Annotated in this window: 6 protein-coding genes; all 6 read right to left on the bottom strand. The window is 62.8% G+C overall.

Annotation, left to right across the window (positions count from 1 at the left end):
- The coding region (locus tag EN969_RS12410; RefSeq protein ID WP_164758236.1) for a ribulose bisphosphate carboxylase small subunit at window positions 1-389 on the bottom strand (389 nt) is incomplete at its 3' end.
- Between the two features lie 18 nt (window positions 390-407).
- Window positions 408-1,901: a ribulose-bisphosphate carboxylase large subunit gene (locus EN969_RS12405; RefSeq protein WP_013532056.1), complete on the bottom strand. Its 1,494-nt coding sequence runs from the start codon at window positions 1,899-1,901 to the stop codon at window positions 408-410.
- Between the two features lie 21 nt (window positions 1,902-1,922).
- Window positions 1,923-3,002, bottom strand: coding sequence for a class II fructose-bisphosphate aldolase (fba, locus tag EN969_RS12400; RefSeq protein ID WP_063167848.1), 1,080 nt, complete (start codon window positions 3,000-3,002; stop codon window positions 1,923-1,925).
- 11 nt (window positions 3,003-3,013) lie between these two features.
- A complete protein-coding gene (tkt, locus tag EN969_RS12395) occupies window positions 3,014-5,026 on the bottom strand; it encodes a transketolase (RefSeq protein ID WP_063167849.1) in 2,013 nt (670 codons plus the stop codon).
- A 10-nt stretch (window positions 5,027-5,036) separates the two neighbouring features.
- Window positions 5,037-5,909, bottom strand: coding sequence for a phosphoribulokinase (locus tag EN969_RS12390; RefSeq protein ID WP_013532053.1), 873 nt, complete (start codon window positions 5,907-5,909; stop codon window positions 5,037-5,039).
- 8 nt (window positions 5,910-5,917) lie between these two features.
- The coding region (locus tag EN969_RS12385) for a class 1 fructose-bisphosphatase (protein WP_164758235.1) at window positions 5,918-6,404 on the bottom strand (487 nt) is incomplete at its 5' end.

The following is a 6,404-nucleotide window of genomic DNA, read 5'->3' as shown; positions in this document are numbered from 1 at the left end:
GAATAACCCTGGCTGCGGCCGTCACGCTCCTGGCGCAGCAGCCGGAACCCGGGTTCGCTGGGCGGCCGGTTGACAATGAACGACATGCGCGGCGCTTCCCAGCCTTTGGTCGAATCGAAGGCGGTTACCCGCACATACATGTTCGGACAGGCTTTCCGGCAAGCATTGACCTCGAGCAGTATGCCCGCCGGATCTTTCAAGTCGAACATGGGGTTGCCGTACATTTCCCAATAGGTGTTTCGCGGATGCGGATCGTCCGTGTACTCGACGCTGACCGCCCAATGGTTCTTCAGCGCGTATTTGATCTGCGCCGAAATCTGCTCGTCGGTCAGGTCGGGCAGGAACGAGAACTGCCCCTGTGTGACCTTGTTTCCCGGATTGGTCATCATGACGACGGTTCCTTTCGTCTAGAAGCTGGGCGTTGCGGTTGGCACGAAGTCGGCCGTGTCGGTCGATTCGTAGTTGAAGGTGACGTCCTTCCAGGTCTCCAGGGCAGCCTTCAGCGGCGTGCACCATCTGGCCGCCTGTTCGAGGATCTTGGTCCCTTCGCGCAAATAATCGCGCCCCTCGTTGCGGGCCAGGATCATCGCTTCCAAGGCGACGCGATTGGCCGTCGCGCCTGCCTGGATACCGTCCGGATGGCCGATCGTGCCGCCGCCGAACTGCAGGATGACGTCCTCGCCGAGATAGTGGATCAACTGGTGCATCTGGCCGGCATGGATGCCGCCCGAGGCAACGGGCATCACCTTGTTGAGCGAGGCCCATTCCTGATCGAAGAACAGCCCGGTTTCGAGGTTCTGCGGCGTGCGCTCCTCGCGCAGCGTGTCATAAAATCCCTTGATCATGAGCGGGTCGCCTTCCAGCTTGCCGACCACCGTGCCGGCATGGATGTGGTCGACGCCGGCCATGCGCATCCATTTGCAGATGACGCGGAAATTCATGCCGTGGTTCTTCTGGCGCGAATAGGTCGAGTTGCCGGCACGGTGCAGGTGCAGGATCATGTCGTTGCGGCGTGCCCACTTGGCCATCGACTGGATCGCCGTGTAGCCGATGACCAGATCGATCATCACAATGCAGGAGCCAAGTTGCTTGGCGAATTCGGCGCGCTCGTACATCTCCTCCATCGTGCCGGCGGTGACGTTGAGATAATGGCCCTTGACCTCGCCGGTGGCGGCCGACGCCTTGTTCACGGCCTCCATGCAGTAGAGGAAGCGGTCGCGCCAATGCATGAAGGGCTGCGAGTTGATATTCTCGTCGTCCTTGACGAAGTCGAGGCCGCCCTTCAGCGCTTCATAAACGACGCGCCCGTAATTGCGTCCCGACAGGCCGAGCTTCGGCTTCGTCGTTGCGCCGAGCAGCGGCCGGCCGAACTTGTCGAGCCGCTCACGCTCCACCACGATGCCGGTCGCCGGCCCCTGGAAGGTTTTGAGATACGCCACCGGGATACGCATGTCTTCCAGCCGCAACGCCTTGACTGCCTTGAAGCCGAACACATTGCCGATGATCGATGCGGTCAGGTTGGCGATCGAGCCCGGCTCGAACAGGTCGAGGTCGTAGGCGATGTAGGCGAAGTACTGTTGCTCGGTCTTGGTTCCGGGACCGGTGTTCGGCACCGGCTCGGATCTGAACGCCTTGGCGCGATAGAGCTCGCAAGCTGTCAGCCGGTCGGTCCACACCACGGTCCACGTCGCGGTGGAGGATTCACCGGCGATGGCGGCTGCCGCCTCCTCGTGGTCGACACCGGGTTGCGGCGTGATCCGGAACATGGCGATCAGATCGGTTTCCTTGGGCCTGTAGTCAGGCTCCCAGTAGCCCATCTTCTTGTAGGGGATGACCCCTGACTTGTAGCGCTCCTTGCCTTCCTTGAGCGTCCCCGCTGGCAGTATGTCGATCTTGTTCATGACAGGTCTCCTGTTTGTTGCTCAGGCGGCTTTCGCGGTTGCGATTTGGGGGTCGAGTTTTCCCGCGGCGTAACGTTTCGCCATCTCGTCCATGGCGATGACCTTGATCTTCGAGGCGTTGGACGCCGTACCGAAACGCTCGAAGCGGTCCCGGCAAAGGTCGCGCAAGGCATCCATGGCGGGCTTCAGGAATTTGCGGGGATCGAACTCGCGCGGGTCTTCCGTCGCGACGCGGCGGAACTGCCCGGCCATGGCCATGCGGCAATCGGTGTCGATATTGACCTTGCGCACGCCGTAGCGGATGCCGCGCTCGATCTCCTCGACCGGGACGCCAAAAGTCTGGGGCATCTCGCCGCCGTATCTGTTGATGATGTCCTGCAACTCCTGCGGCACAGAGGAAGAGCCGTGCATGACCAGATGCGTGTTGGGCAGCTTCTCGTGGATCGCCTCGATCACCTGCATGGCCAGGATGTCGCCGTCCGGCTTGCGGGTGAATTTGTAGGCACCGTGCGAGGTGCCGCAGGCAATCGCCAGCGCGTCGACTTGGGTTGCGGTCACGAAGTCGACCGCCTGATCGGGATCGGTCAGGAGCTGGTCGTGGGAGAGCGCGCCCTCGGCGCCGTGGCCATCCTCGGCCTCGCCTTGGCCGGTTTCCAGCGAGCCGAGCACGCCCAGTTCGCCTTCGACGGAAGCGCCGACCCAATGCGCCATACGTGCGACGCGTTCGGTTATGGCGACGTTGTAGTCGTAGCTTGCCGGCGTCTTGGCGTCCGCCATCAAGGATCCGTCCATCATCACCGAGGTGAAGCCGTGGCGGATCGCGGAAAGGCAGGTGGCCTCGCTGTTGCCGTGGTCTTGATGGATGCATAGCGGGATGGTTGGGTGGATTTCGGTCAGCGCCTCCATCATCTTGGCCAGCATGATGTCGTTGGCATAGGTCCGGGCGCCACGCGAAGCCTGGATGATGACAGGCGCGTCGCAGGCCTTGGCCGCTTCCATGATGGCGAGGCCCTGTTCCATGTTGTTGATGTTGAATGCCGGTACGCCGTAGCCGTGCTCGGCGGCATGGTCGAGAAGCTGGCGAAGGGTGATGCGAGCCATTGTGAATCCTCCTAGATGATGAGCTTCAGCGCCGCTGCAGCAACCGCTTCGGACGTTATGTTGAAATGCCGGTAGAGGTCGGGGGCAGGGGCGCTGGCGCCGAAGCCGGTCATGCCGACGAAAGCGCCGGTCTCGCCGATCCAGCGGTCCCAGCCCAGCCGGGCTGCCGCTTCGACCGCGACGCGCGGCGCCGAGCCGAGGACGGCCTTGCGGGTGGCTCTTTCCTGCTCCTCGAAAAGCTCCCAGCACGGCATCGACACGACGGCGGCGGCGACGCCATGCTCGGTCTCCAGCCTTTCGGCGGCAGCAACCGCGATCTCGACCTCCGAGCCGGTGGCGATCAGGGTGACGGCACGGTGCTCGGCTGGTTCGCGCAGGACGTAGGCACCCTGGCGGGAGCGGTTCTCGTCACTGTGCGACCGACGCAGCATCGGCAGGTTCTGGCGCGACAGCACCAGCACGCTCGGCCGATCCTTGCTCTTCAGCGCGAGTTCCCAGCACTCCGCCGTTTCGATGACATCCGCCGGACGGAAGACGTTGAGATTGGGCGTGGCACGCAGCATCGCCAGGTGCTCGACCGGCTGGTGCGTCGGGCCGTCCTCGCCGAGGCCGATGGAATCGTGTGTCATCACATAGATGACGCGCTGGCCCATGAGCGCCGAGAGCCGCATCGCGCCGCGCGCATAATCGGCGAAGCACAGGAACGTACCGCCATAGGGCACGAACCCTCCATGCAGCGCGATGCCGTTCATGGCGGCCGCCATGCCGTGTTCACGAATGCCGTAGTGAATGTAGCGGCCGGCATAGTCACTCGGCGCAATGCGGTTCATGCCCTTGGTGATCGTCAGATTCGAGTGCGTCAGATCGGCCGAGCCGCCGACGGTCAATTCCGTTGCGCCGTTGATGGCCTCCAGCACCATTTCGGAGGCTTTTCGCGTCGCCACCTTGGTTGCCTTCTCGACATGTTCGCGACGAAAGGCTTCGAGCGCGTCGAAGACCGTGTCGGCCAGTTCGGCGGCGACGGCGTTTTCAAAAGCCTCGCGTCGCGGCGAGGCGGCAAGCCGCTGCTCCCAGGCGCGCCGCATCGCTTCGCCGCGACCGGCAATCTCGCGCCAGGCGAAAAGGATATCATCCGGCACCTCGAACGGCGCGTGGGCCCAGCCGATGTTTTCGCGTGTCGCGGCGATCTCTGCTTCACCCAGCGGTGCGCCGTGCGTCTTTTCCGAACCGCCGAGATTGGGGGCACCCATGCCGATCACTGTGCGGCAGGCAATCAGCGATGGCCGATCCGACCGCCGCGCCGCCTCGATTGCCGCGGCGACTGCTGCCATGTCGTGCCCGGCGACACTTTGGACATCCCAGCCGGCGGCCTTGAAGCGCGCCGGCTGGTCCATCGACGTGGAGAGGGAGGTCGGCCCGTCAATGGAAATCGCATTGTCGTCCCAGAAGACAATCAGGCGGGAAAGCTTCAGGTGACCAGCGAGATCTATCGCCTCGTGACTGATTCCCTCCTGAAGGCAGCCGTCGCCCGCAATCACATAGGTATGATGATCGACCAGATCGGCACCGTAGCGGGCGGCAAGCATGCGTTCCGCCAGCGCCATGCCGACCGCCGTGGAAATGCCCTGTCCAAGCGGTCCGGTGGTGGTCTCCACGCCAAGCGCATGGCCGTATTCCGGATGTCCGGCGGTGCGGCTGCCCAGCTGCCGAAATCGCTGCAATTCCTCGACCTGCATGTCTTCGTAGCCGAGCAGATGATGCAGCGCGTACTGCAGCATCGAGCCGTGGCCGGCTGAAAGCACGAAACGGTCACGGTCGGGCCAGTCCGGTCTCGACGGATCGATATTGATGAAGCGGTTGAACAGCACCGTTGCGACATCGGCCATGCCCATCGGCATGCCGGGATGACCCGAATTCGCCTTTTGGACGCTGTCCATCGCCAGCGCGCGAATGGCGTTCGCCATGTCGCGCTCAGAGACGAGAGCGGTTGTGGTGACGGGCTTCAGTGCTGTTTGGCTGGTCATTGCATCCTCCTCACGACACACGGCTCTTGCGTTCAACCAATTGCAGGATGAGCGGCGTCAGGATCAGCTGCATGGCAAGATCGAGCTTGTTGCCTGGCACCACGATGGAATTTGGCCGCGACATGAACGAGTCGTGGATCATCGACAGCAGATACGGAAAATCGATGCCGCGCGGATTGGCGAAGCGGATAACCAGCATCGATTCGTCGGGTGTCGGAATCCAGCGCGCGATGAACGGGTTGGACGTATCGACGATCGGCACGCGCTGGAAGTTGATGGCGGTCTGCGAGAATTGCGGGACAATGTAGCGGACATAGTCGGGCATCCGGCGCAGGATCACGTCCATCACCGCCTCGGTGGAATAGCCGCGTGTCGAACGGTCGCGATGGATCTTCTGGATCCATTCGAGATTGATGACCGGCACGACGCCGATCTTGAGATCCGCATGCTTGGCCAGATTGATCGTGTCGGTGACGACACAGCCGTGCAGCCCCTCGTAGAAGAGCAGGTCGCTGGGAGCGAATTCGCGCCATTCGGTAAAGGTTCCCGGTGGCGTGCCGTGCTGCTTTTCCTCTTCCTCATCATGAATGTAGGTGCGGGTCTTGCCGGTTCCGCGACGGCCATATTCCGCGAACACCTCTTCGAGAATTCCGAGTTCGTTGGCCGCGGCATTGAAATGGGTGAAGTTCGGGTTGCCGGCCTTTTCCTCCTCGGCCACCTTTGCCTTCATCGCCGCGCGGTCGTAGCGGTGAAATGCGTCGCCTTCGATGAAAGCGGCCTCGATGTTCTCGCGCCGGAAAATCAGCTCGAAGATGCGCTTGACCGAGGTCGTGCCGGCGCCCGACGACCCGGTGATGGTGATGATGGGGTGCTTGGCTGACATGGTGCAGCTCAGGCTCTGAACAGGCCGCGGCGGCTGAACAGCGGCGCACGCTCACCGATGTTGCTCGGCTCTGTGTGGTAGCGCGTGATGCGCGCGACTTCCCGCGCCGACCCGAAGATCATCGGCACGCGCTGATGCAGGCTCTCGGGCTCGATTTCCAGGATGCGGGTGATCGCGTCGGTGGCGGCACCACCAGCCTGCTCTATGAGATAGGCGATCGGGTTGGCCTCGTAGACGAGGCGCAGCCGTCCCTGACCATAGCCCTTGCGCCGATCGCCGGGGTAGAGAAAAACGCCGCCGCGCATCAATATGCGGTAACAGTCGGCGACCAGAGAGGCGATCCAGCGCATGTTGAAATCCTTCTCGCGCGGTCCTTCGGTGCCCTCCAGGCAGTCGTCGACATAGAGCCGCACAGCCTCGTCCCAGTGCCGGTAGTTGGCGGCGTTGATGGCGAACTCCTGAGTGCGTTGCGGAATGATCCGGCTTTCATAGGCC

It is taken from the genome of Mesorhizobium sp. M7A.F.Ca.CA.003.01.2.1 (assembly GCF_003998945.1).
GTDB classification, from domain to species: Bacteria; Pseudomonadota; Alphaproteobacteria; order Rhizobiales; family Rhizobiaceae; genus Mesorhizobium; species Mesorhizobium ciceri.
The sequence above is the reverse complement of the archived record's forward strand: the minus strand, read 5'-3'. Positions and strand labels throughout refer to the sequence as shown.